Source organism: Rhodococcus sp. MurmanLake-1 (genome assembly GCF_056945715.1).
The window spans coordinates 244,652-271,602 of record NZ_JBWZNF010000003.1 but is presented as its reverse complement, the minus strand read 5'-3'; the positions used below and the strand labels follow the sequence as shown (position 1 = coordinate 271,602).

The window sequence follows — 26,951 nt, the reverse complement described above, 5'->3', positions numbered from 1 at the left end:
ACCTTCACGTTCCTGGGTAGCCTACCCTAAACTTGCGAGGGTGTTCGTCGTTCGATGAGCATGAACGACGATGATCGGATTTCTCGATGTCTGACCACTCTCAGGTAGCTCACCCGTCTGTATCGGGCGGTGGCGATCTGGACGCAACGCTCCCGGCGACGGCCGCTCAGCGTGAGGTGTGGGTTGCTCAGAACGTCGATCCGAGCAGTCCGGTGTACAACATCGGACTTGTCGTCGAGGTCGACGGGACGATCGACGTCGAGCGCGCGGCAGCGGCGATCAAGGCCACAGTCGGGCGCGTCGAAGCGCTGTTCGTGCACTTTCGGGCGAATGCTGACAACCAGCTGATCCAGGTGCCGATTCCGGATGCGCGCTGGGATGTGGAAATTCTCGACCTTCGCGCCGAGGCGGATCCCGATTCGACTGCGCAGTCGTGGATGGACACCGACATGGCTCGGGTCTTCGGTGCGGACGATCTGCTGTTCCGCCAGGTGCTTCTGCGAACTGCTGACGACCGAGTCATCTGGTATCAGCGCTATCACCACAGCGTGGTCGACGGGTACGGCATCTCGCTCATCGTCGCCGACGTCGCCGAGCGGTACGACGATCCGGACCTCGAGACTGCGGCGCCGGTGTGGTCGCTCGATGCGGTGGTGGCGGCCGATCTGGAATACCGGAACTCTCCGCGGTTCCTGCTCGACCGTCAGTACTGGGTCGAACGAGTTGAATCAGGACCGGAAGCGACGCGGATTTTGCATGGGCAGGTGGATGATTCGCTGCCGCCGATCGCGGCGATGCTCACGCTCGACGTCGATCGTGCAGCGCAGCTCTATCGCTATGCCGCCGACGCCGGGATTCGGCGAACTCGCCTGCCCATGGCTGCGCTGATCGCGTACATTGCACGAACCACCGGACAGCACGACGTTGTCGTCTCGGTGCCGATGGCCGCTCGGGTGGGTCGCGACATGCGGCGCACTCCCTCGATGGCGTCGACGATTCTGCCGCTCGGTATTCGGGTCGAACGCTCGGAAACCATCGGCCAGTTGGCAACTCGTCTCGACACCGCCTTGATCTCGATACTCAAGCACGGGCGGTACCGGGGAGAGGATCTCGCACGCGACGTGCGAGCAATCGATCCCGACCGCCAGGTCTTCGGTCCCGGCATCAACTCGATGATGTTCGAACACACACTCACCTTCGGCGGCTGCCCGGTGCGCGTGCGTAATTCGGTGACCGGTCGAGTCAGTGACCTGGATCTGAGTGTGCGCGGTGGTCAGGACGGGGAACCGATCGAGATCGACGTCCGCGCCCCGGCCGGATTCGACAGGGAGTTGGCCGATCACACCGCCAGAATCGAACAGTTCCTCGATCGATTCGTGGCCGAGCCGCAGCTTCCGATCTCGGCACTCGACCCCATGTCGCCCGCGGAGCGTGAACTCGTTCTCCATGGGTGGAACGACACCGCAGAACCGCAGCCCGTGACGACGGTGCCGGATTTGTTGCGCAGCAGCTTCTCGGCCGATCGGGGCGCTGTCGCCGTGGTCGACGGCAACGTTCGGCTGACCTACGGCGAGCTCGAAAGTCGGGTATCGCAGCTCGCCGCGCACTTGATCTCTCGCGGTGTCGCACCCGAAACCGTTGTGGCGATCGGCCTTCCGAGATCCGCCGAGATGGTGGTGGGGTTGTTGGCCGTCATGTGCGCCGGCGGCGCCTTCGTGCCACTGGATCCGTCCTGGCCCGCAGAGCGCCGCGAATCGGTACTCACCGATGCCGGTGCCACATTGGTGCTCACCTCGGACGGCGTAGACGACTCCGTATTGGTCGATCTCTCCGCGTGGGCGTACGAGGACGGGCCTTCGGACCTGTCCGAGATAATGACCTCCGGCATTCGTATTCACGGTGCCCAACTCGCATATGTCATTTTCACGTCCGGTTCGACCGGACGTCCGAAGGGCGCCATGATCCGCCACGAGGCAATCTGCGCAAGGTTGCTGTGGCAGCGGGAGCGGATTCTCGGGTTCGGGTCCGGCGATGCCTCTCTGTTCAAAGCCCCACTCTCGTTCGACATCTCGATCAACGAGATCCTGCTCCCGCTCGTCTCCGGCGGTCGATTGGTGATCGCGAAGCCAGAGGGGGAACGCGACCCGCAATACCTGCTCGACCTGATCGCCGGAGAATCGGTCACCTTCGTCTACCTGGTCTCGTCCATGCTCGACATCCTTCTGGACCTGGCGAACGAGACCGATCAGCTCGATTCGTTGAAGCACGTGTGGTGCGGCGGTGAGGTTCTCACGCCTGAACTCTTCGATCGGTTCCGTGCCCAACTGTCCACGACGCTGTATCACGGCTACGGGCCGGCGGAAGCGACTATCGGTGTCTCCCATGTGATCTACCGCGAGGACGCGGAACGAATTGCCACATCCATCGGGCGCCCGAACCCCAACACTCGCCTGTACGTGTTGGACGGCGACCTGCAGCCGGTTCCGGTCGGCACCGGCGGCGAACTCTACGCAGCGGGCTTCTTACTGGGGCGCGGATATGTGGGCGCGTCGGCGTTGACCGCGTCTCGTTTTCTCGCAGATCCCTTTGTTTCCGGTGATTTGGCCGGATCCCGGATGTATCGCACCGGTGACTTGGCTCGATGGACCGCCGACGGCACCCTCGACTTCCTGGGGCGCACGGACAATCAGGTGAAGATTCGTGGCATGCGCCTAGAACTCGAAGACGTCGAAGCCGCCGTGATCTCACACCCCGGAGTGCGCCACGTGGCAGTTCTGGTGCGTCAAGCACCCACAGGTGCAAAGTATCTCGCCGCGTACGTGAGTGCAGCGTCGGGGACGAACCTTGCGGTCGACTCACAGGACATTCGCGAGTGGGCGGCGAGCAAGCTGCCCGACTACATGGTCCCGACCACCGTCACTGTCCTCGACGAGTTTCCGCTCACGGCCAACGGCAAACTCGACCGTCGAGCCCTTCCTGAGCCCGATCTCGCCGAACTGAGTGCACACGTCGCCGCGAGAAACGAAGTCGAACAACAATTCTGCAACTTGATCGCGTCGGCGGTAGGTCTCGAATCGGTTGGCGTGACCGACGATTTCTTTGCACTGGGCGGTGACAGCATCGTCGCGATCTCGCTCGTGACCGCGGCTCGTGCAGCCGGTTTGTCGATCAGTCCACGCGAGGTGTTTCAGCTGCGCACCGCCGAGGCGATGGCGCGCGCCCAATCCGGCCGAACGGCTGAGATCGTCGATCATTCGGACGAACCGATCGGCCACGTAGCCACGACGCCCATCGCTGCCAGGGCCCTCGGGACGCCGGACGTAGCACGAACCTTCCATCAGCGAGCGCTGATTCAGACTCCGTCAGCCTTGACGTCCGAGCATGTCGAGGCGGCGCTCGATGCCCTGGTGGCACGCCACGATGGACTTCGTGCGAAGTTGACTTCCGAAGGATCGCTGCTTGTTCCGGCCACCAACGAATTGGCTGTGGTCTTCGAGACCCGTGCACTACCGGTGCCGCTCGAAGAATGCGGACCGCTGATCGTCGCCGAGACCGAGCGAGCCGTCAGGCGTCTGAACCCGGCAGACGGCACGATGGTCAGTGCTGTTCTTTTCACCACTGCGACCGGTCCCGGAAGACTGTTGCTTGTCATCCACCACGCGGTCGTCGACGGTGTCTCCTGGCGCATCATCCTCGAAGACCTTGCACGCGCGGGTATCGCAGCGATACAAGGCGACGAACCCTCACTCGCTCCGGTCGGCACGTCGGTGAGAAGGTACGCCGAACTCGTTTCGGAGGCGGTCGGAGCCGGGCGACTGGACTCGGAGATCGAGTTCTGGGACTCGGTGACTTCCGCACAACAGTCACCTCTCGGCCGTCGGGCACTCGACCCGGCAGTTGACCTCGCGCGCACCGCCGCGGCGCGATCGATCACCCTGCCTCCGGAATTCGCCGATCGGTTGTTGGGCAGTGTCCCACGGGCATTCGGGGCCGACGTGAGCGAAGTGCTGATCACCGCATTGGCCGTTGCGCTGACCAAGTGGAGCGGTGCCTCATCGGTGACGATCGACTTGGAAGGGCACGGACGCGACGAAGACATCGTTCGCGGTGACGGCGCTGCGCACGTCGACCTGACACGGACCGTCGGATGGTTCACCACGGTATTCCCGGTTGCACTCGAAATCGATACAGCCGCTCCGGATCTCGAAGCGAGCGGTGAGTTGGCGGTGGTTCTCAAGAGCGTCAAGGAGCAACTTCGACGCGTCCCGAACGCAGGCTTCGGGTACGGCGCATTGCGATACCTCGGCAGCTCGGATCAGTTGCGCAGCGTCGCAGCACCCGAGGTGGTGCTCAACTATCTGGGGCGCACTGCAGTTGCAGAGGGGGACTGGTTCCCGGTGTCGATGGACGGCGCTGCCGATCCGTCCATGCCGTTGGGTCACGCGTTGTCTGTCGACGTCGTAGCCGAGGAAGCGGCCGGTGGGCCACGACTGAGGGCCACTCTGACCTGGGCGTCGAATATCTTCCTGCGTAGCGATATCGACAGGTTTGCGCGGTTGTGGCTGGACTCGCTCAAGGCCGTGGCCGGGCTCGCAGCCTTCGGCGGCGCGACACCGTCCGACTACCCTCTGGTGGCGCTCACTCAGGCCGATGTGGACGGGTTGCCGAAGGCAGAAGAGATTCTCCCGCTCACTCCGTTGCAGGAAGGGATCTACTTCCATTCGGCTTTTGCCGATCCGGGGGCTGATCAGTATGTCGTGCAACAGGTCGTGGAGCTGACCGGCGCCGTGGACAGCGCGGCTCTGCGCCGTGCGCTGCAATCCGTCGTGGATCGACACGAGGCGCTGCGCACCGGATTCTCGGTCCTGGGCGACGGCCGGGTCGTGCAGGTGGTGCACCCGAGCGTCGTCGTGGAGATGGCAGTAGTCACGGATGCCGGCGCCGACGTGGATGAACTGCTTTCCGCCGACCGCGCGCGCGGGTTCGACCTCGCGCAGCCGCCGCTCGTCCGTTACACACTGCTCCGTGCCTCTTCGGAGAAGTACCTTCTGCTGCAGTCGATTCACCATGCGGTTGCAGACGGATGGTCGGTCCCGGTGATGCTGCGGGAGCTGATGGCGTCGTACAGCGTTGGCGATTCCGGCGTGGTGCTCCCGAGTCCGGCGCCGTACCGCAGCTACCTCGAATGGTTGGCCGGCCACGATCACGAGGCTTCGGCAGCGGTGTGGAGAAAAGCACTGAACTCTCCCGGGCCCGCGGTCGAACTTCCCGCGCCGAGCGCGGGCAGCAGCGGTGTCCATGCTACCCGAGTCGGGCTGTCCGACAGTGATACTCGCGCGCTGTCGACCACCGGACGCTCCTACGGTTTGACGCTGAGCACGCTCGTGCACGGCGCCTGGGGACTGGTGCTCGGCCGAATGACCGGCCGAACAGACGTGCTGTTCGGATCAACCGTATCGGGACGCGGTGGAGACCTGCCCGGCATCGAGTCCATGGTGGGCTTGTTCATCAACACTGTGCCGGCTCGGTTGCGGTTCGATCCGGCAGAGACAGCCGCGCAAGCACTTTCTCGTTGGCAGAGGGAACAATCGGAACTACTCGACCATCAGTACCCGGGGCTACCGGAACTGCGGCGGACCGGCGGACTGGAGCAGAACTTCGAATCACTGGTCGTGTTCGAGAACTATCCACTCGGTGACACGGCAATCGCTGATCCGACGAACTCGGTGAGACTGACGGGAATTCGATTCGACGAGCGACCGGCCTACCCGCTGACCCTGATCGTCGTCCCCGGCGATCAATTGGCGTTGGAGCTCAAGTACGACACTGCTCAGGTGGACGGCGATGCCGCTGCGTCGCTGGCGGAAGCTCTCGCAGTCGTACTCACCGAGCTCTCTCGCGATCTCGACCAGGTCATCGGCCGGATCGCGCTGGCACCCGCACAGCCGGGTAGCATCGGCACGGCATTGGATCGGCCGCGCGCAACGCTGACCGAGCTGCTGCAGGATCAAGCCGGGCGTGCGCCCGAAGCCACCGCAGTGATCTTCCGTGAAGAGTCGTTGACCTACGCCGAACTTCACTCTCGCGCTGATCGTTTTGCGCATCTGCTGCACGAACGTGGCGTCGGACGCGAATCATTGGTGGCGGTTGCCTTGCCGCGCTCGGTCGATCTGATGGTTGCGATACTAGGCATCGGGAAGGCCGGGGGAGCATACGTTCCGCTCGACACCGGTTACCCGGCGGAGCGGCTGACGTACATGCTGGACGACGCCGATCCGGTGTGCGTCGTGGTGTCGGAAGATTCTTCACTCGATTCGGGTTCGGTTCCGCGGGTGACGGTATCGGAGTCCGCGCAGTTCCCAGCCGAACCGCTGAGTGTCCCAGGATCGCCCGCCGATGCCGCGTACATGATCTACACCTCGGGTTCGACCGGTCGTCCCAAAGGCGTTGTGGTCACCAACGAGGGTGTGGTCAACCGATTGCTCTGGGCACAGCAGATACGTCCGCTGGACTTCTCCGACCGGATGCTGCAGAAGACCCCGTCGAGTTTTGACGTCTCCGTCCCCGAATTCTTCTGGCCGTTCCTGGTGGGGGCAACTCTGGTGATGGCCGAGCCGGACGGGCACAAGGATCCGGGCTATCTGGCCGACGTCATCGTCGAACATTCCGTGACCCGAGTGCATTTTGTTCCGTCGATGCTCGAAGTGTTTCTTGCGGAGCCGAAAGCAGCACTGTGCTCTTCCCTCGAGATCGTCAACTGCAGCGGTGAGGCACTGCCCGTTCACGTTGCGCGCAAGGTTGCCGAGATCCTGCCGAACATTCTGGTGGACAACCTCTACGGCCCCACCGAGGCTGCCGTCGACGTCAGTTGGCAGCCGTCGGTGCAGGACACTCCGGCAGACGCCGTCAGTGTCCCGATCGGCGCACCCGCCGTCAATACCGGCCTGTTCGTTCTCGATACGTATCTGCAGAACGTTCCGGCCGGTGCCACCGGTGAGCTGTATCTGGCTGGACCACAACTGGCGCGTGGTTACCACGGACGTGGGGGATTGACCTCCGAACGATTTGTGGCGAATCCGTACAGCGACGGCGGATCGCGGATGTACCGGACCGGTGACATCGTGCGGTGGAATGCCGACGGCGTTCTCGAGTACCTCGGCCGTGTCGACGAGCAGGTGAAGGTTCGTGGATTCCGCATCGAGCTCGGTGAAATCGAAGCGCAGTTGGCATTGTGCCCCGGAGTCTCGGCAAGTGCCGTGACCGTCCGAACCGACGGTCCGAGTAACCGCGCACAGGTGGTCGCCTATCTGGTCGGAGATGCTGATGACGCTGCGGTTCGAGGGCAGTTGTTGTCGGTGCTGCCGGAGTTCATGGTGCCGAGCGCGTTCGTGCGGCTCGAGTCGCTGCCGCTGAGCCCGAGTGGCAAGCTCGACCGAAAAGCCCTACCGGCACCGGATTTCGCGGCACAGGTGGGCGAAACGACGGGAGTAGTTTCCTCGGGCGTTGCCGACCTCCTCGCCAGGCATTTCGCGACAGTTCTCGGCCTGCCACGCGTCGGGGCACGCGACGACTTCTTCACTCTCGGCGGCGACAGTATCCTGGCGATCCGACTGGTCAACCTGGCTCGTCGTGATTCGGTAGTACTGACCCCGCGTCAGATCTTCGAATTGCGCACTCCCGCTGCGATCGCCGCAGCGGTGGGTGATGTCGCCACGTCGCTTGCCACCGTCACAGCCGACATCGGCGTGGGTGAGCTGGTTCCGCTGCCGGTGGTGCACCGCTTGTCCGAATGGACGGGTGGTACCGATCGCTTCAACCAGGCAGTTCTGATCCACTCTCCGGCAACATCTCTCGATTCGATCACCGGTGCATTGCAGGCCGTGCTCGATCACCACGACGGACTTCGCCAAACCTTGATCCGGCATGACCGCGGAATGTGGTCGGCGCGGATCGAGGAACCCGGCAGTATCCGGGCAGCGAACCTTGTCGAACGCGTTGATGCTCGGGGACTGGATGACGCCGAGTTGCGGACGCTCATCACCGAACGTTCCGAGTGGGCGACCAGTCGATTGGATCCGTCTGCAGGACGGATGGTCTCGGTGGTCTGGTTCGATTGCGGCGCTGAGAATCTGGGCCGACTCGCGATAGTCGCGCACCACCTGGTCGTGGACGGGGTTTCGTGGGGAACCCTGCTCGAGGATCTCGCGATGGCCTGGGTGGCCGTCGAGGCCGGAGAGCCCGCAGCATTGGACGCCGTCGGAACTTCGCTGCGTACCTTCTCCCGCACGGTGGCCGAACACGCAAGCAGTGCTCATCGATTTGCCGAACTCGATCACTGGCTGACCGTGACCGCTCCGGGCGCGCAGTTGATCCCCGGTACCGCGAGCTATGCCGTTGTATCCGGAGGCTCGAGGCGCACGGTCACGGTGGACGGAGCAATCTCCGAGGCGGCACTCGGAACGGTTCCGGCCATGCTGGGTGCTGAGGGAACGGATGTTCTGTTGGCTGCGTTGGCGATGTCGGTCGATCGCTGGCGTCGTTCCACCGGTCGCAGTGAGCGCGAACTGCTGGTCGATCTCGAAAGGCATGGCCGCGAGGAATTGGTACCCGGGACCGATCTGTCGCGAACAGTCGGCTGGTTCACCACGATTGCCCCGATGCGACTGCTCGGCGGAACCGACCCGGTGGACACGCTGCGCGAAGTGAAGGAGAGCCTGCGGGCGGCTCCGGACGGCGGTATCGGCTACGGGATGTTGCGGTACGTGAATGCACGTACGGCATCGAGATTGGCGGGGCGCTCCGAATCTCAGATCCTGTTCAATTATCTCGGACGTACGACGACAGCTGGATCGACAGCATGGTCCCTGGCAGCGGAATCCGAAGCCATGTCCACCGATCCCGACGCAGACATGGGAGGTCCGTACCGGCTGATCGTGAATGTCGTCAGCGTGGATTCGGAACTCCGTGCCGACTTCGCCTGGGCAAGTGAAGATTTGTCCGAGGAGGATGCGCAGTCACTCTCCGACGGCTGGGTTTCGGCGCTCGGCGATCTGGCGGCTGCGGCCGCGGAGCATGACGGGCCTCCCATCCTGACCCCGTCCGATGTGCCGTTGCTCGACCTGAGTCAGGCCGAGATCGACGCGATATCCGATGCGAGCCCGGCGGGTGTCAGCAGCATCCTCCCACTCTCACCGTTGCAGGAAGGCCTGTACTTCCAAGCCGGCTACGCAGGCAGCCGCGACAGCAGTAGTGGTGGAGACATCTACACGGCACAGTTCTCGATGGACTTCGGGCACACCCTCGATGTCGACAAGTTGGCTGCGGCCGCCCGGACACTTCAACGACGAAATCCCACGTTGCGAGCGGGGTTCGTGAGCGAAGGACTGAACGAGCCCGTGCAGTTCTTCAGTGCGGGACTCGATGTTCCCGTCGCCGTCCACGATCTCCGTCAACTCGACGACTCGGCTGCTCGTGAGCGCGCCGAGGCCGTCGCCGCCCAAGACAGAGTGACTCCATTCGACCTGACCGCGCCGCCGCTGTGGCGTATGAGCGTGCTGCATCTGCCCGGCGGACATGATCGACTGGTGATCAACAGGCAGTTCCTGTTGTGGGACGGCTGGTCCAACGGCCTTGTCGTCAGCCAGCTTCTGGCGCTGTACGACACCGGCGGGGACGACAGCGCATTCGGCGAACCCGAGGGGTCGTTCGAGGCCTACCTCGCCTGGTTGGCCGACCGCGACGGTGCAGCCGCCGACGCGGGGTGGCGCGGAGCGCTCGCAGGACTCGAGGAGCCGACGCTTGTTGCGGAGCCTGCGCCCGGCGTCGAACCTCAGCTTCCGGATCGCCGCGATGCGGTTTTGTCGGAATCGCTTTCGCGTGCATTGCGTGAGCGCGCTGCCGCATCCGGCGTCACGTTCAATACGGTACTGAACGCAGCGCTGGCTCTGGTGCTGGCGTCGGCCACCGGTCGGCAGGACGTCGTCTTCGGCTCCACGGTTGCCGGAAGGCCGCCGGAGGTACCGGGAATCGACACCGTGGTGGGCATGTTCCTCAACACCGTTCCCGTTCGGCTGCAACTGGATCCGAACGAGAGCGTCGAGGAACTTCTTCGTCGCACTCAGGCGGATCGTCTTTCGCTGATGCCGTTCGACTATCTCGGATTGGCCTCGATCCAGCGTGTTTCCGAGCATCGTCAACTGTTCGACGTGCTGATGGTCCTGCAGAACTTCGTGGACGAGAAGCAAGTCGACGCACTCAATGCCGCACACGACGTGAGCGGCAGCGACAGTATCGATCACACGCACTATCCGCTGACCGTCGTGGTCACCCCGGGTGCCACCGTCAACGTCAAGTTCGAGTTCCATCCGCACCTGGTGACCGCGCGCCGAGCCGAGGATCTGCTCGGTCACTTCGTCGACCTTCTCCAGAGTTGGTCGCAGGATATGACAGGTTCGGTCGTTGCGACGCCGACTCCCGCAGTAGGGCGGCTGACACAGATCCGGGATTTGCCGGAGCGTACCATCGCCGACCTGTTCGAAGAGGTGGCGTCGACGCAACCGAACGACACGGCACTCGTGTTCGGGAAGCGTCGGATGACCTACGCCGATCTCGACGGCGAGATCAATCGGATGGCGCGGTTGCTGATCAACTACGGCGCCGGGCCGGAAAGGATCGTGGCTCTTGGTCTGCCGCGCTCGGTGGACATGGTCGTCGCGCTCTTCGCCGTATTACGCACGGGCGCTGCCTATTTACCCCTCGAACTCGACCATCCGGCCGAACGGTTGGCCGTGATGATCGACGACGCGGATCCGGTCGTGTTGCTGACAACCGTTGCCGCCGCACCGAAATTCGAAGGCGCGGACGTCCGCACCGCGGACATTCGGACCATCGTGCTCGACGAGCCGGACACTGCGGCAAGGCGACTGACGATCTCGGCGCGGGCACTCTCCGCGGCGGAACTCGGAGCATTCGCCCCGGGAGCACCGCATCGGCTCGACCACCCCGCGTACGTCATCTACACCTCCGGTTCGACCGGCAAGCCCAAGGGCGTGGTCACCGGTTACCGCGGCTTGACGAACATGCAGTTCAACCACCGCGAGGCGATCTTCGAACCGGTGATCGCCGCGACGAGCCGGCGCCTGCGGATCGCGCACACCGTGTCCTTCGCCTTCGACATGTCGTGGGAGGAACTTCTGTGGCTCGTGGAAGGCCACGAGGTCCACATCTGTGACGAGGATCTGCGTCGTGATGCCGAGGCGCTCGTTGCGTACTGCGACGCACAGGAAATCGACGTCGTCAACGTGACACCGACCTACGCGACGCACCTGATCGACAGCGGGCTGCTCGACGACGGTGTGGGACAACACCGTCCGCCGCTGGTCCTGCTCGGCGGTGAAGCCGTTCCGGATTCGGTGTGGAACAGGCTGCGCGACACCGAAGGAACCGTGGGCTACAACCTCTACGGTCCGACGGAATACACGATCAACACTCTCGGCGGCGGAACGACCGACAGTGACACCCCGACGGTCGGCAAGCCGATCTGGAACACCGCCGCGCACATTCTCGACGGCTGGCTACGCCCGGTCCCCGATGGAGTTGCCGGCGAACTGTACATTGCCGGAGCCGGTTTGGCTCGCGGCTACCTCGGACGCTTTGCGCTCACGTCCGAGCGCTTCGTCGCAGATCCGGCCGGGACCGGAGAACGTATGTACCGCACCGGGGATCTGGTGCGGCGACGCGCTGACGGCAACCTGGACTTCCTGGGCCGCACCGACGACCAGGTGAAGATCAGAGGTCACCGCATCGAGCCGAGCGAAATCGTCTCCGTTCTCGAATCCGACGAGCACGTGCGGCAAGCAGCGGTCGTGGTCGACGTCGGGGCGGGCGGAGTCAAGAGGCTCGTCGGCTACGTGACACCAGTGCAACTCGGCGCCGTGCACGACTACCGCGCGCAGGCGCGAGTTCTCCTACCCGACTACATGGTTCCGGCCGTGGTGATCGAGGTGGAGTCTCTACCGATGACCGTCAACGGCAAGCTCGACGTCAAGGCGCTGCCCACGGCCGATTCGGTGCTGGGGGAGCGGAGTGGGGAGTCGATTGCACCGCGGAACCACACGGAAGAGGTTCTCTGTGAGCTCTTCTCCGACGTACTCGATGTGGACGACATCGGTGTCGACGACAACTTCTTCGACCTCGGTGGGCACTCGCTTCTGGCCACCAAACTGATCAGTCGAGCTCGGATCGCCATTCCGAACAGTCTGACCATGCGTGATCTCTTCGAAGCGCCGACCGTCGCGGAACTCGCGGAACGCATTGTGGTCGAGCAGGGATCGACGCGACCGATGCTGGTAGCGAAGCCGCGGCCGGACCACCTTCCACTTTCTGCCGCTCAACAGCGTTTGTGGCTGATCGGACAGATGGAAGAGAACTCCGCGGCCTACAACTTCCCGATCGTGCTCCGCTTGGACAGTGCATTGGACGCGGACGTCTTCGCCGCGGCGCTGGGTGACGTCGTTGGACGACACGAATCCTTGCGTACGGTGTTCCGGTTGGTGGACGGAACACCGGAACAGATAATTCTCGAATCGGCGAAGGTTCCGGTCGAGACAGTTCATTCACGGGAATCCGGTGTCGCCGGCGAAGTTGCAGTGGCAGTGGGCCGTCCGTTCGACCTTTCGAACGAGATTCCGATTCGCGCCCGTCTGATCCGAGTAGACGGTGCCGTAATCGTCGTGATCGTCCTGCATCACATCACAACGGACGAATGGTCCGATCGGCCGTTCCTGCGCGATCTGATGTCTGCCTACTCCTCTCGGATTCAGGGCGAGGAGCCAGCGTTCGAACCGCTACCGGTTCAGTACGCGGACTACACCCTGTGGCAACGGGAATTACTCGGCAGCGCCGACGATCCGTCGAGTGTCCTGAGCACGCAGTTGGACTTCTGGGCGAAGAGTTTGGACGGAGCCCCCGAAGAACTGCTGCTTCCCACCGACCGGAGCCGACCGGCCAGACCGAGTTTCTCCGGTGGCGCAGTGGTAACGCGGTTGGGTGTGGACACAACTGCCGCACTGCGAGACCTGGCGCGCGAGAGCCAGAGTTCGATGTTCATGGTCCTGCACGCGGCGTCGGCGGCGTTGCTGACTGCGCTCGGAGCGGGTGAGGACCTTCCCCTCGGCGCTCCCGTAGCCGGACGTAGTGAACAGGGGCTCGACGACTTGGTCGGCTTCTTCGTCAATACGATTGTGCTGCGCACGGATACGTCAGGTAACCCGACGTTCCGGGAGCTGGTGGATCGCGTTCGTGAGAGAGACCTCGAGGCCTTCGCCAACGCCGACGTTCCCTTCGAAACTGTGGTGGAACGCCTCAATCCGTCGCGCACCTTGGCACGCAACCCGCTTTTCCAGGTCATGGTCGGCTATCACAGCCGCGAGGAGATGGGCGGGGATCCGTTCGAACTCGAGGAGTACACGGCCAAGTTCGATCTGGTGTTCAATTTCACCGAGTACCTCGGCGACGAAGGCTGCATCGACGTCCGACTCGAATACGGCAGCGACCTCTTCGATCGCGAAACAGCACAGCGAATTTCGAACCGATTGGAATCGGTGATCGCGGCAGTCGTGGAATCGGCCGACATTGAGATCGGCGACATCGACATCTTCTTGCCCGGCGAACTCGAACAGGTTGTCACCTCGTTCAACGACACCGCCGTCGACGTGCCGGAGGAAACGTTCTACGACGCCTTCGCGCGTGGGGTCGCTGCTACACCCGAGGCGATTGCGGTGCGCGACGAGGCGGGGCAGGCCACGTACCGCGAGCTCTCCGAGCAATGTGATCGGATAGCCGGCGTGCTGTATCGGCGCGGGGTCTCGGTCGAAGACGTGGTGGGACTTGCCGTCCCGCGTTCGGTGGAGATGGTCGCGTCGGTCCTCGCCGTGCTCAAGCTGGGGGCAGCGTATCTACCCCTGGATCTGAGCCACCCGAGCGAGCGCATCGCCTACATGCTCACCGATTCTCGCACCTCGGTACTACTGTCCACCTCGGAGGAAAGCTCGCGGATCGAGGATGTGGCCGGCGTCGAGCGAATCCTTTTGGACGATCCGCTAATCCTTGCGGAACTGGAAGAGGCAGCGATCGTCGAAACTCCCAGGCCACCAGTTGGCGTCAACCACGCGGCCTATGTCATCTACACTTCGGGATCGACCGGCAAGCCGAAGGGCGCCGTCCTTTCTCATGACGGTATTCCGAGTCTTGTTGCGACAGCTGAGGTTCGGATGCGACTGGTACCGGGTTCGGTGGTGATGCAGTTTGCTTCGGTCGGCTTCGACGTTGCGGTATTCGAATTGGCGATGGCTCTGTGCACGAGCAGCACCCTGGTGATCGTGCCGCAGAGCGCACGAGTGGCCGGCCCGGCGTTGACCGATTTCATGACGAGCAATCGCGTGACTCATGCAATCATCCCTCCCTCGTTGCTGGCCGCCCTGCCGGCGGGATGTGAAGTACCGCAGGGTTGCACGGTGTTGGTCGGAACCGAGACGGTTCCGCCCGAGCTGATCGGGCGATGGGCGGAGCGGCTGAATTTGCTTGCTGCGTACGGACTCACCGAAGCCACGGTGAACAACACTCTGTGGCAGGCGGAACCCGGTTGGAACGGTGCTGTGCCCATCGGAGTCCCCGACCCCAACGAACAGGCGTACGTGCTCGACGATCAACTGCGTCCGGTTCCGCCGGGAGTATCCGGCGAGCTGTACATCGCGGGACGCGGCCTGGCGAGAGGCTACCTGGGCCGGTTCGATCTGACGGCACAGAGATTCATCGCCGATCCCTTCACCGCGGGCGATCGCATGTATCGCACCGGCGACCGAGCGCGGTGGCGCTCGGACGGGAACATCGACTTCCTCGGCCGCGTGGACGATCAGGTCAAGATTCGCGGTTTCCGAATCGAATTGGGTGAAATCATCGGAGCTCTCAGTGCCCATCCTTCGGTGAAGCAGGCAACGGTCGTCGCGGATCGGCAGGGCGAAATCACGCGCCTGGTCGGTTACGTGTCACCCGAACCCGGTGCTGTGGTGGACACGACGGCAGTGCGAAATCTCGCTGCAATGTCGTTGCCCGATTACATGGTCCCGACCATGGTTGTCGCTCTCGATGGTCCGCTCCCGTTGACGCCCAACGGAAAGCTCGACCGCAAGGCGTTGCCCGCTCCGGACTGGTCGGAGTTGGCGGGTGATGTTGCTCCTCGCACTGCCGTGGAGTCCACGGTTGCAGCTGCCTTCGCGGAGATATTGCAACTCCCGAGCGTCGGAGTTCACGACAGTTTCTTCGAACTAGGTGGACATTCGATGGCTTCGATGAAACTAGTCGGTCGCATTCGTGAAGCGTTCGGCGTGGACGTCAGTATTCGAGACGTGTTCGACGCACCGAGCGTTGCGGAGTTGGCGGCAGTCGTTGCGCGTTCGGAGGGTGGACGCCCGGTCCTGGCGCCGGCGGCGAGGCGTCCGGAGACTATGGGTCTGTCTGCGCCGCAACGTCGTCAGTGGGAGTTGTTCCGCGCAGCCGGCGAGCACCCGCAAGCAAGCCACGCTCTGGCACTGACCCTGAAATCGAAGATCGATCCGGAGATTCTCGGGCACGCCTTGGACGATGTGACGTCGCGGCACGAACCCCTGCGGACCACCTTCGTCGAGGTCGACGGCATCGTCGTGGCAAGAGAATCGGTGCGGCCGACTGTCGATGTGGTCGATGTCGGCGCCGGCGATGTGGGTCGAGTGGTGTTCGAACTGGCCCAACTTCCGATGGATCTGCGTGAGCAATCGCCGTTGCGGGTTCATCTGGTGCTCGGTGAAGACGGCTCTCGGACACTGCTTCTCGTCATGCACTACATCGCCGTCGACGAGTGGTCCGTAGTGCCGCTGCTGGGAGATCTGGTCTCTGCTTATGCAGCCAGGTCGCAGGGAGATCAACCGATCTGGGACGAGCTTGCGTTGACGTACGCCGACTACACCGTGTGGTCGGACGAGCTGTTGGGAGACCCCCTGGACGTCGACAGCCGTGCGTCGAAGCAACTTGCGTACTGGCAGGATGCGCTCGACGGAATACCGACCAGTGTGAATCTTCCGTTGCCGGAAGATGACTCGGAACCTCGGGGTGACGTGGTCTCTGTCGACATCGACGCGGATCTGCACGCCAGAATCGACGCGCTGGCTGCGCGCACCGGGACGAGCATGTTCATGGTCCTTCAGGCTGCGCTGGCCGCCGTTCTCACGAAGGCTGGGGCGGGTGCCGATCTTCCGATCGGTTCATTGGTTGCGGGCAGGTCGGATCCCCGTCTCGAACCGATGATCGGATCCTTCTTCAATGTTGTTCTCCTGCGCACGGATACGTCCGGTAGTCCGACGTTTGCAGAATTGCTCGGTCGGGTGAGGGAAGGCAACCTGGAAGCGCTGAGCAATCAGGACGTCTCGTATGTGTATGTCGAGCAGGCTCTGGGTAATCCGGCGTCCATGAGACCTCAGGTGATGGTGATCCATCACCAACAGGCGGATTTGGACGGGCTCGGCGACTTCGGTTCTCTCGTACCGATTCCGGTGGGAGTGCCCGATGCGGATTTGACGTTGAGTTTTTACGAGCCGGTGGGCGAAGGGTCTGTTTTTGCAACTCTCGGGTTCCGTGCCGACCGCGTCGATGCGGGCGCGGTCCGTGAATGGGCAGGTCAGCTGGTCGACGTGATCGAGGCTGCGGCCATCGCCGATGGGGATGACGTGAGTGAAGGGGCGAAACTATGACATACGTCGCATCGCTCCGCGGGGTCGACCGCTATACGGGGGCTCACAGTATTGATACCCTCACCTCATTAAGGGTAGCCTTTGCTACTTACTTCGGGACATCGATTGGCGACCTTATCAGGTCGTCCCGTCGGGGATGGACTACCTGTAATGAGTGAATCACCGAGAGACTCCAGCGCCGAACCCGCCGTGGTCGACATCGTCGGCGTCGGGTTCGGTCCGGCCAACCTCGCGTTGGCCATCGCTGTCGAAGAACACAATGCAAATTGTGCAGCCGTTGATCGGGTGAATGCGCGGTTCTTCGAAAAGCAGTCTCAGTTCGCGTGGCATCCCGGGATGCTGCTCGACGGTGCCACGATGCAGATCGCGTTTCCGAAGGACCTGGTGACGTTCCGTAACCCACAGAGCGGATACAGCTTCTTCTCGTATCTGTTCGAGCAGGGGCGGCTGGTCGACTTCGTCAACCACCAGACCTTCTTTCCCACGCGCCACGAGTTCAACGACTACCTGTGCTGGGCAGCTCGACGAGTCGACGCGGATGTGCAGTTCGGTACAACCGTCGACGGGGTCGAGGGCATCAAGAACTCCGACGGCGTTGTCGATCGCTTTGCGGTCCGCACAGCCGACGGTGAAACGGTGATCGCGCGCAACATCGTCGTCGGAGCCGGACTGAAAGAGCGGATCCCGGAGTGGGCAACGCCGTCGTCCCGGTGCTTCCACAATCACCAGTTCCTCTTCCACCTCGAAGCAATGCCCGAGCCCGTGCACAACAGGTTCGTTGTTCTCGGCGCCGGTCAGAGTGCCGCGGAGATCGTCGACTACCTGCACGCGAACTACCCGAACGCCGAAGTCCACAGTGTTTTTGCCCGCTACGGCTACAGCCCGGCAGACGACAGCCCGTACGCAAATCGCATCTTCGATCCCGAAGCCGTCGATCAACTGCACGGCGCCGACGCCGCGGAACGACGTCGACTTCTCGATCTGCACCGCAGTACCAATTACTCGGTCGTCGACATCGAACTGATCAACAAGCTCTATGCCACCGAATATCAGGAGATGGTTCGCGGGCCGAGGCGACTGTTCATGCGTCGGGCCTCGGAGATCACGAGTGCCGTGGAGACCGAATCCGGCATCGAACTGGCCGTCCGCAGCAACCTCGACGGTTTGACCGACACGCTGTCGTGCGACGCACTCATTCTGGCCACGGGTTTCACCCCGGCACCGCTGGACAATTTGTTGGGTGAACTCGTGCCGGATTCGTCCGTTCCGCGTAACGTCAGTCGGGATTATCGACTGGCTGTAACGGAGGACGTGACAGGCGGTATCTATCTGCAGGGTGGGACAGAACAGACTCACGGATTGACGTCGTCGCTGCTGTCGAACGTGGCAGTGCGGGCGGGGGAGATTCTGGCGTCGGTGCTGAGCCACCAGAACCGAACTGGTGCGCTTGCTAGTCTGGGCGCACAAGACACGTACGTGACGAGTGAGGCGAGATGAGCACTAACCCTTTCGATGACGAAGACGGCCGCTTCTACGTGCTGGTGAACGACGAGGACCAGCACTCGCTGTGGCCCACGTTTTCCGAGGTCCCCGCCGGCTGGCGCGTGGTGTTCGGTGAAGACAGCCGCAAGGCGTGCCTCGAATACGTCGAGGCGAACTGGACCGACATGCGTCCGAAGAGCCTGCGCGAGGCCATGGAAGCCGATCAGGCTGCCGGCGGAAAGCACGCAGTCGAGAGCTGATTCTCTCACTGCTCGGAAACCCCCGAGTGAACCGAAAGAGCTGGGCACCGTCAGGTGCCCAGCTCTTTCTGCTTGAATCTCTCTTACTTCTCGGTGACGGGAACGCGGCGTTTGCGCTTGCGGACCATCGGTCGGCGTAGCGAGTCCACGCGCATCAGGATTCGTGGACGACGCAGAGTTCGCGCTCCCCATTCGCCGAGCGTCACGCCAGCAGCCAGGGCGCAGCCGATACCGAATGCCGAGAGCAAGGCAGTCAGACCGATCAGTACCTGGTCGTTGAGCAGCGCGTACAGGCCTCGGTACAGCGACAGACCGGGGAGCAGGGGAGTGATGCCTGCGACCGCGACGACCAGCGGAGGCGTCAGGGCGCGGCGAGCCATCAGACCACCGGCAAGACCGACGACGGTCGCCGCGATCGCTGCGGCGATCACGGGGCCGACGTCGAGTGTTTGCACGAAGATCGACACACCGCTGCCGGCCGCGCCGCCCAGGAATGCCGCGGTGAGTGCACGCCGCTCGGCGTAGCAGGCAAGAGCGTAGAAGACCGACGCACACGCGCCGGAGAGCATCAGGATCGGCAACTGCGTGATGGTCGATACTTCCACGTTGATCGGTGGAAGCGTCGAACCCAACATCCCGGTCATTCGCAGTGAGATCGCGACACCCGCGATGATGCCGCCCGTCATCATCACCACTTCGAAGAATCGCGCTACAGCCGTGATCGGCGCACCCATGATCGCGTCCTGGACCGAGCCCACCAGAGACAGCCCCGACAGCAAGACGACCACTCCGGCCGCGATCACCAGCGACGGCCGGATACTGATCCCCAGCTGATCCTGAAAGGTATAGAGCGTCGCGGCGGGCGCAGCCGCGATGAGACCACCGACTACCTGCTGGAAGAAGAACGGCAACCCGAACCGGTTCAGTACGCGGTTGACCCGATCGATAACCATCGTCGTCAGAAACGCGACTGTGGCAACAAGGAACCCGCCGCCGAGCAGGACGGAGACCGAAGCCGCCATCGCTGCCCAGGCCATGGTTGCGGTCCATCGGTTGTACGGGTGCGGCGCCGTCGTGATGGCTGTGAGTGCGTCGTGCGCTTGGTCCGGTGTGATCGCCTCACGGCGGATACGACGCGTCAGACGGTCTACAGCCGCCAGTCGCGTGAAGTCCATCGAGCGGTAGTGGACGATGCGCATCGTGCTCGCCGGCGGTCGCGTCGGGCCACGATAGGCAGAGAGCACAATCGAGTTGTAAGTGACGTCGACGTCACACTGAGCAAGGCCGTAGGTGGCGGCGATGAACTGCACCTGCTCCGCCGTGTCCATGGCCGCGGTCCCGGAGGCGAGGAGGACTTCGCCGACCCGAACCGCCAGGTCCAGAACTTCTGCGACGACGGCGTCGTCTGTGAGGTCGATCGGTTGTAGCGGCGCGGGAGCCGACGTGACCGTGTCGACGGTGGCTTGGCGGTTTCCCGTCAGGCGTGTGAGTGCTTCGGTGAATTTCGCCATCAGGGGGCGGAGTGGGAGTTGCGCATGGGGCCCACGCTATCTAACGTGACCCGGGCGCGGCCACCGTGACGGCTTGGATATGATGGCTCCGCAAAGTCAGTCGCGGCAACGCGTCGGTCTTCGCCTCCTTAGCTCAGTGGTAGAGCACTCGCCTTGTAAGCGAAAGGTCGTCGGTTCAATCCCGACAGGAGGCTCCGAAAGTAGAGGCACTCACCAAGATTCTGGTGGGTGCCTCTGTGTTTGCCGAAGCGCTGTGGTTGCCGAAGCACTGTGTTTGCCGGGTTCAGTTGGTCTCAGGCTTGTTCGTGGCCTGGCGCGGATCGATCGCGCCGTCGATGTACTGCTGGGCGATCACTCGCAGTTTGACGTTGCTGCGCTGTGAGTCCTGGATGAGGATGCGGAAGGCGCGGTCGGCGTCGACGCGGTGGGTGCCCATGATGATGCCCTTGGCCTGTTCGATGACGCCTCTCGATTCGAGTGCACGCTCGAGGTCCATCGCGTGCTTTCTGGCGATGTCGAGGCGCTGCGAGCTGTGCAGTGCGTAGGACGAGGTGACGGCGAACAGTTGGAGCAATGCCACGTCGGCGCCGGTGAAGCCTCGGAGGTCATGGCTGTAGAGATTGAGGGTTCCCAGTGGGCGATCTCTACCGGGCAATGGCATCGACAGAAAGCTGACGGCGCCGACTGCTTTTGCCGCGCTTGCGAATTGAGGCCACCGGCTGTGGGCTTCGCTGGCATGCGCACGTACAACCGTGCCCGTGCGTGACGACGTCACACTCGGTCCGTAGTCCAGTCGGAATTGGATCGAGTCGACGGTGCGAACGAGTTGATGGGTGGCGGCTACGGTTCGGAATGTCGAATCCGAACCGCCGATGGTAATTCCGGCCATGTCGGCGTCGGCGATGAGATCGACGGCGTGTTTGCAGACCTGTTCGAGAAATTGCTCGGCCTGGGCATGTGGATCGAGGTGCGCGTACAGCGATTGCAGGGCGTCCGAGGCGGCGTCCAGGCTGTCCTGCGACGCAGAATTTCGGCCCCCGGTAGGGCCGCGGTGTTCTCTGGCAATGCGCGGCGCCGTCATTGTCTCAACCACCCTTCCCCATCACGTCGCAGGCATGTCCGATTCGTCTTATTGTTGCACCGGACTAACTGTTGTGCACTCTGTTTGGGTGGACAAGTGTCTGGTGGGGCAGACGGTTATGCGGGTGGGATACGTATGCCTAATCGTGATGTTTGGTTCAGTCATTTGCGGGTAGTGCGCCGAGTATGGAATTGCGTTGTCCTGCAACAGTTAACGCGGAAACTGCGACCGCGGTACAAGTTTTCTCCGCAATGGCGCGCAGGTCGCGAACTTGGCCTATTGTCAGCGCCAGCGCACAATCTTGTACGCGTAACCCGCAGACAGTGAAGGGGATACGACGATGAACGGACTGATCGCGGCTCTGAACAGTGGAATGACCGTTGGCTTGGCCAACACGATTCTGACTTTCGGCGGAATCATCATCAATCTCAACATCGTGATCAACAACTGACCACGTAATCGGCGAGTAACCGTTTGTTATGCCGATTCGATCGGAAGGTCCGGCCCTGGGCGTTCGCCCTTGCTCTTGAGCCAGCGATTGGGAAGCTTGCCGGCCAGTTCTCCGAGTGGACCGACTGCAGCACTGAGGATTCCGACTGTTTCCTGCAGTACCTCGATGCTGGCGCTCATTCTCTCGAGGTTGGGAGCGAGCGAAGTCAACGTATCGGACAGTGCAACGATCTGGTCAAGCGGGCCGCCTTCGGCGATGAGCCGTTCGAAGGCGCCGTTCTCCGCCAAGAGCGTTTCGAGGATGCCGTTCTCGGCCAGTGCGCGATCGATGACACCGTCCTTGGCAGTCAGGCGTTCGACGGCACCGTCCTGTGCGGTCAGTCGTTCCAGCGGACCGTCCTCCGCCATCATTCGGTCGAGGAGACCGTCCGGGGCGAGCAACCGTTCCAAGGCGCCGTTCTCGGCGAGCACCCGATCCAGCGGTCCGCCGGGAGCAAGAAGTCTTTCGAGTGGTCCGCCGGGAGCGAGAAGTCGTTCGAGAGTGCCGTCGGGTGCAGTCAGTTTGTCGACCGGGCCGCCGGGTGAGAGAAGGCGATCGAGCGGCCCACCGGGGGCCAAGGCCTGCCCGATGGGCCGATCGTCTGCAGTAAGCGATGACAACTGCTGGATCATCTGCATGGGTCCGCGAGGGCTGGCCAGGCCTGCAGCACCCGCCGTCACGGCACCGGTATTACCGACGGCGATACGGACGGTAGTCACCGTCAGCTCGGCGATACCCAAACTGATCTCTGCGGCTGCAATGCCCGCGCGTAGGGGAAGCGTGAGCATCTCCAGCAGTTTCATGCGTTAACTGTAACCGGTAACACACAAACACTCATCAGGATCGCCGGTCAGTGAAGGACCTTCAGACCGACCACACAACCGACGATGCCGAGGATCAGCAGAATCTTGACGACTGACGTGGACTCCGCGCCGGTGATCATCGCGTATCCGACGGTCAGGGCGGCGCCGATGCCGACCCAGACCGCGTACGCAGTTCCGATGGGAAGGGTGCGCATTGCATACGCGAGGCCGGCCATACTGACGATCAGGCCGAGGATGAAGACAACGGTGGGTGACATCTTGCTGAATCCGTCGGACTTACCCAGCGCGGTAGCCCAGACAGCTTCGAAAAGTCCGGAAATGACGAGCACGATCCATGCCATGGTGAACAACTCCCAAGGCACCGTCTTTTCGCTGGCCGGGTACGGTGCGCTCGTCCGGATGTCGTCGTTGACCACCCAACCATAGCAACAGAATTCTGCGTTCCGACCCGATCAGCTGGCGATTTAGGTCACCACAGCCGTTCGAACTCTCTTCAGATGGATGGTCGACATGGCCACCACGATCGTCGCCGTCGCAGCGAGAACAGTCAATGGAATCGGCGTGGGCACGGCGGCCGGACCGTGTTCCTCGAGCGGAGCGGTCGACCACCCGAATTCCTGCGAGACAGGGTCCAGGAAGGTCGCTGAAACCGAGAACAAGGTAAGAGTGAAGGGAAGTACCGACCCGCTCGCGACCGCTCCGACGGCAACAGGCATGCATGACGCGACGGCCAGTCCCAGCGCAAGCGGGAGGACGAAGACATCGGCGACCGTGGTCAGGGCGGCATCCAGCAATCCCGAGAGTGCGGTCACGGCAAGCAGTCCCAGCCCGAGTTGGGGCATTGGTCTTTTCCAGCCGACGGCGACGCCCAGCGCCAGCGCAGCACCCACCGCGGGCACCGCCCAAGTCCAGTCGGATGAAAAGGAAATCGAGCTGATCGAAACCGCGCCGATTGCGAGTCCGGCGAGTATGAAGCGGCCGTCGTGTTGCGGCAAACGCCAAGCCAGTGCGACGGTAATGGCAACTGCGATCACCACCGCCGTCACCCAGGACCCAGGCGATGTCGACGTCGAGCCCAACCACGCATACAGGGCCGTGAATGCCAGGGGCAGAACAACTCCCAAAGTCGCCAGGCGTGTGTCGACGTCGTCCGTCTCTTGACCTGATCGTGCGACCAAGGCGACTCCGGCTACCAGAAGGGTTGCAGCGAGCAGTATCCAGACGGGAACCGTGGACGGCACGGGGTAGGTATCGCCCGGAAGTGTGAGCGACCACCTTGCGATGCGATCGCGCCACAAGTCTGCGGCGCCGAAGTACAGGGTCGTCGCGGTCACCCCGAGTGCGAGAGCAATTTGTGCTGCGCGGTGACTCTTCGTCGGATATGCCGCCGCCGCGAGGAAAGTGCCGGCTCCCATTGCGTTCAGGGTCACCGATATCGAGGCGGAGACAGGGACGAATGCTGGTAACGCGATGACGAGGGCGCCAACTGCGGCGAAGACACTCGCGAGTCCGCCACGTCCCCAGCGATGTAGTAGCGCAACACCGACCACCGCAACCACAGCGGCAGTTGCTCCCGCCCACTGCGGCGTGATCACCACCGAGGTGAGGCCGTCGTCGGAGAACGAGAAGTCGTCAACTCGGGACTCGGCCACTGCGTACGCGGCTACCACACCGCCGACCACCGCAGACGCCACAGGACCGTAGAGCTGAGCGACTTGAACTGGGCTACGTTGCTGCATAATTCGTCGAATTTTTGCACAACTCGCCGATACGACTGATCGTCGCATCGCCGTGCGGATCCATCCACACCGGTTCCCCGTCTCGAAGTCGAGGAACAAGCAGATGGCGCCCTCGGCTCGGCCACTGAACGAAGTCGTAGCCGGCCAATTTGGTCTGAACGATATCGGCGACCCACACCGAAGCGTCCGCGAATGCAGTATCCATCGACAGTGCGTTGAAGTGGCTGAATCCGCCGATGTCACGTGCGCCTTGCCAGCCGATCGTGACGTTGTAGTCGCTGTTGATCGAAAATTCCCAGATCAGACGATCGACAACAACTTCAGCTCCGAATCGCAGGCAACGCAGATCTTGGGCTACAGCCGCGAGGGCTTGTGCCCAAGACTCCGGTGGCGCCAAGCCGGGATCCTCGCCGGGATCGGAGTTGTTGGTGAACAGAGGAATACGCCAGGTCAAGCATTCCATGTTCCACAGTGGAGGAAGTGACATGCCGCATCCTTCCGGTTCGTGGGCCTGTACCCCAGCTTTTCGCCTGCACTCAGCCGTTCACAGGAAGCTCCCAGGGAACATACAGCGAGAATCCAGTGGCAGGGGAGAAGATGGTTCTCGTGACCGACAAGACCCCCGAAGCCCGCATCCTCGTCGTCGACGACGAACCCACCATCGTGGAGTTGCTCTCCGTGAGCCTCCGATTCCAGGGTTTCGAGGTGGCGACTGCTTCGAGCGGAGCCCAAGGTCTGGACGTCGCGCGGACATTCCGTCCCGACGCGATTGTTCTCGACGTCATGATGCCCGGGATGGACGGCTTCGGTCTGCTTCGACGCCTCCGTGCCGACGGTGTGGACGCACCGGTCCTGTTTCTGACGGCGAAGGATTCGCTCGACGACAAGATCAGCGGCCTGACCCTCGGCGCGGACGACTACGTGACCAAGCCGTTCAGCCTCGAAGAGGTCGTGACGAGGTTGCGGGTCATCCTGCGCCGCGCCGGCCGCGGTGTCGCACCGGAGCAGTCGCCGCGGGTGAAGTTCGCCGACATCGAACTCGACGACGACACCCGCGAGGTCTGGAAGAAGGGTGAGTTGGTTGCACTCTCGCCCACCGAGTTCACACTGCTCCGATACTTCATGGTCAACGCCGGGACGGTTCTCAGTAAGCCTCGAATTCTCGACCACGTCTGGAACTACGACTTCGGCGGGGAGGTCGGAGTTGTCGAGTCCTACGTGTCCTACCTGCGGCGCAAGGTGGATACGGGGGAGACACCGCTGATTCACACATTGCGTGGGGTCGGCTACGTGATGCGTGAACCGCGGCAATGATCGCCGCCGCGGAAAACGATCAGCTTCCGAAGCGGGGTCGTTTCCGTCTCCATTCACTGCCGCTGCGCTTCACCCTGGTTGCGGCCTTGCTGGTGTTGGCGGCACTGGGTCTGTTGGCGTCTGGCGTCGCGGTCACTTCTGCTCTCGAGAATTCACTGACCCAGCGAACCGACAAAACGCTGTACGAGGCGGTCGACGGCTGGGCAAAGCCGCACACCAGAGATTTGCAGCCACCCAGCGATGTCGGTCCGCAAACTCGTCCGCCCAGTCCCTTCTTCGTTCGGACGGTGACCCCGGACGGGAAGGTGTTCACTCTCAACGACAAGTCGACGACAACCGAACCCGACCTGTCGAAAGATTCCACCAACGGCCCGATCACCGTCGGATCGAGCGACGGTTCGGACGTGAACTGGCGAGTTCTCACGACGGTTCGCGACGGCACGACCACGACTATCGGTGTGCGACTGACGGATATCGAACAGACCGTCGACGACTTGGTCGGCCTGCAACTCGGCATCGGCCTGGTTGTCCTGCTGATCCTCGGCTGCGCAGCGTATTTCGTGGTTCGTCGGAGCCTTCGTCCGCTGGTCGAGGTTGAGGAAACTGCCGCTGCCATTGCCGCCGGCGACCTTCATCGACGGGTCCCGGAGCGTGACGACCGCACCGAGGTCGGCCGACTGTCGGTGGCGCTCAACGGAATGCTCGCGCAGATTCAACACGCATTTGCCGCGACCGAGGCTTCGGAGGAATCAGCACGGCGTTCCGAGGAGAAGATGCGTAGGTTTGTCGGCGACGCGAGCCACGAGTTGCGCACACCCTTGACGACTATTCGTGGGTTCGCCGAGTTGTATCGCCAAGGCGCCATGACGGATACGGAAACGCTGATGAACCGGATCGAGGGCGAGGCGTCGAGGATGGGACTTCTGGTCGAAGATCTGCTCATGCTGGCAAGACTCGACGAACAGCGTCCACTCGAGAACAAGCCGGTGGATCTGCTTGCAGTTGCGGCGGATTCGGTACAGGCGGCACGAGCGATCGCACCGGATCGAACTGTCGAACTTCAGATGACCGGCGGCCCGGGCCTGCCCGAAGTGCAGGGTGACGAGGCCAGGCTGCGTCAGGTAGTCGCCAATCTGGTGGGCAACGCGATCAAACACACTCCGCCGGATGCGCAGGTCACCGTTCGTGTCGGTACGACCGAGAACTCCGCGGTGGTCGAGGTTTCGGATACCGGTCAGGGTTTGAGTGACGAGGATGCCGCGCGGATCTTCGAGCGTTTCTACCGCGCCGACACCTCTCGCACCCGTGAGACCGGGGGCGCCGGTCTCGGCCTGTCCATCGTTTCGGCTTTGGTTGCAGCGCACGACGGAACCGTCAGCGTCGAGACCTCCCTCGGGCAGGGGACGACGTTCCGCGTCGAATTGCCGCGTGACCCGAAGGACGACTGACGCCGGATTACCGCAACCGGC

11 protein-coding genes, 1 tRNA gene and 1 riboswitch are annotated in these 26,951 nt (G+C 62.8%); of the genes, 6 read left to right on the top strand and 6 right to left on the bottom strand.

Features of this window, described 5'->3' with window-relative positions:
* Window positions 1–86 precede the first annotated feature (86 nt).
* The 3 genes from AC2ETI_RS11190 (at window position 87) to AC2ETI_RS11180 (ending at window position 18,523) form a co-directional block, all read left to right on the top strand.
* Entirely contained in the window at window positions 87–16,781 is a 16,695-nt protein-coding gene (locus AC2ETI_RS11190; RefSeq protein ID WP_483633909.1) for an amino acid adenylation domain-containing protein, read from the top strand.
* 150 nt (window positions 16,782–16,931) lie between these two features.
* On the top strand, window positions 16,932–18,278 hold the full coding sequence (locus AC2ETI_RS11185; RefSeq protein ID WP_019747015.1) for a lysine N(6)-hydroxylase/L-ornithine N(5)-oxygenase family protein: 1,347 nt from the start codon (window positions 16,932–16,934) through the stop codon (window positions 18,276–18,278).
* On the top strand, window positions 18,275–18,523 hold the full coding sequence (locus tag AC2ETI_RS11180) for an MbtH family protein (protein ID WP_003945538.1): 249 nt from the start codon (window positions 18,275–18,277) through the stop codon (window positions 18,521–18,523). The genes AC2ETI_RS11185 and AC2ETI_RS11180 overlap by 4 nt, the downstream gene beginning before the upstream one ends.
* Window positions 18,524–18,606: 83 nt before the next feature.
* On the opposite strand, the gene AC2ETI_RS11175 is transcribed toward AC2ETI_RS11180, so the two are convergent.
* Complete coding sequence (locus AC2ETI_RS11175; protein ID WP_019747016.1) at window positions 18,607–20,034, bottom strand: threonine/serine exporter family protein; 1,428 nt, start codon at window positions 20,032–20,034, stop codon at window positions 18,607–18,609.
* Between the two features lie 122 nt (window positions 20,035–20,156).
* Between AC2ETI_RS11175 and AC2ETI_RS11170 the strand changes: the two genes are divergently transcribed.
* Window positions 20,157–20,228 (top strand) — tRNA-Thr (locus AC2ETI_RS11170).
* A gap of 89 nt (window positions 20,229–20,317) precedes the next feature.
* Here AC2ETI_RS11170 and AC2ETI_RS11165 read toward each other — a convergent pair.
* From AC2ETI_RS11165 to AC2ETI_RS11145, 5 genes are all read right to left on the bottom strand, one after another.
* A complete protein-coding gene (locus AC2ETI_RS11165; protein ID WP_020968516.1) occupies window positions 20,318–21,115 on the bottom strand; it encodes a GAF and ANTAR domain-containing protein in 798 nt (265 codons plus the stop codon).
* Window positions 21,116–21,592: 477 nt separating this feature from the next.
* A complete protein-coding gene (locus AC2ETI_RS11160; RefSeq protein ID WP_019747018.1) occupies window positions 21,593–22,408 on the bottom strand; it encodes a hypothetical protein in 816 nt (271 codons plus the stop codon).
* A 47-nt stretch (window positions 22,409–22,455) separates the two neighbouring features.
* Window positions 22,456–22,770: a DMT family transporter gene (locus AC2ETI_RS11155; RefSeq protein ID WP_020906330.1), complete on the bottom strand. Its 315-nt coding sequence runs from the start codon at window positions 22,768–22,770 to the stop codon at window positions 22,456–22,458.
* A 14-nt stretch (window positions 22,771–22,784) separates the two neighbouring features.
* Window positions 22,785–22,850, bottom strand: a riboswitch (guanidine-III (ykkC-III) riboswitch).
* A gap of 43 nt (window positions 22,851–22,893) precedes the next feature.
* Window positions 22,894–24,168, bottom strand: a complete 1,275-nt coding sequence (locus AC2ETI_RS11150; protein ID WP_483633908.1) for a hypothetical protein — start codon at window positions 24,166–24,168, stop codon at window positions 22,894–22,896.
* Complete coding sequence (locus tag AC2ETI_RS11145; protein WP_483633907.1) at window positions 24,155–24,655, bottom strand: hypothetical protein; 501 nt, start codon at window positions 24,653–24,655, stop codon at window positions 24,155–24,157. Before AC2ETI_RS11145 ends, AC2ETI_RS11150 begins: the two co-directional genes overlap by 14 nt.
* 110 nt (window positions 24,656–24,765) lie before the next feature.
* Here AC2ETI_RS11145 and AC2ETI_RS11140 point away from each other — a divergent pair, with 110 nt between their 5' ends.
* Together AC2ETI_RS11140 and AC2ETI_RS11135 are read left to right on the top strand one after the other, a co-directional pair.
* Complete coding sequence (locus tag AC2ETI_RS11140; protein WP_007734368.1) at window positions 24,766–25,482, top strand: response regulator transcription factor; 717 nt, start codon at window positions 24,766–24,768, stop codon at window positions 25,480–25,482.
* Window positions 25,479–26,930 (top strand): sensor histidine kinase, encoded by a 1,452-nt coding sequence (locus AC2ETI_RS11135; protein ID WP_256063759.1) that lies wholly within the window; start codon window positions 25,479–25,481, stop codon window positions 26,928–26,930. The genes AC2ETI_RS11140 and AC2ETI_RS11135 overlap by 4 nt, the downstream gene beginning before the upstream one ends.
* Window positions 26,931–26,951 lie beyond the last annotated feature (21 nt).